Genomic DNA, 684 nt, shown 5'->3' with positions numbered 1-684 from the left:
CCGGCAACACCAGCGCCGAGGGCGAGCACCTGAAAGTGACGGTGGATGTGGTTCCGGGCCAGGTAGCGTTGAGCACCCTGGTGGACGATGTGGGTCTTATTACCGGCGCTATCGCGCAGAACGGCGTAACGGATGATACCCGTCCAACGCTGAACGGCACCGCCAAGGCTGGCAGTATTGTGACGGTCCTTGACGGCAGTAACGTGCTGGGCAGCACCACGGCGAAAGGCGATGGTACCTGGAGCTTTACGCCAACCACCGATCTGGGCCAGGGGGCTCATAGCCTGAGCGCCACGGCGGTGGATCCGGCGGGCAACCCGAGCACCAGCAGCAACTGGATGTTCGAGGTTGACTCGGTGAAACCAACGGTTCCGTTCATCGACTCGGCGGCAGACGATGTGGGCAGCGTACAGTTGCAGAACATGGTCAGCGGCAGTGCGACGGACGATCCGACCCCAACCCTGACGGGCCGGGCAGAAGCCCACAGCATCGTGACGGTCTCCGACCAGAACGGCGTGCTGGGCACGGCGATCACCAATGCCAGCGGTCAGTGGTCGTTTACCCCGACGGCAAACCTGTCGGAAGGCGAGCACCGCTTTACGGTCACGGCAACGGATACGGCGGGTAACGTCAGCGATCCATCGAACACCTTTGTGCTGACGCTGGACTTCAGTGCACCGGATG

General features: G+C 62.7%; 1 protein-coding gene. It reads left to right on the top strand.

From position 1 onward, the window contains the following. Nucleotides 1–684, top strand: a 684-nt coding sequence (locus JHD74_RS25900; protein WP_233169697.1) for an Ig-like domain-containing protein, incomplete at both ends; no start/stop codon positions are given.

This window comes from Serratia sp. ASV30 (assembly GCF_016428815.1).
Lineage (GTDB): Bacteria > Pseudomonadota > Gammaproteobacteria > Enterobacterales > Enterobacteriaceae > Chania > Chania fonticola_C.
This window is presented reverse-complemented; position numbering and strand designations above follow the sequence as displayed.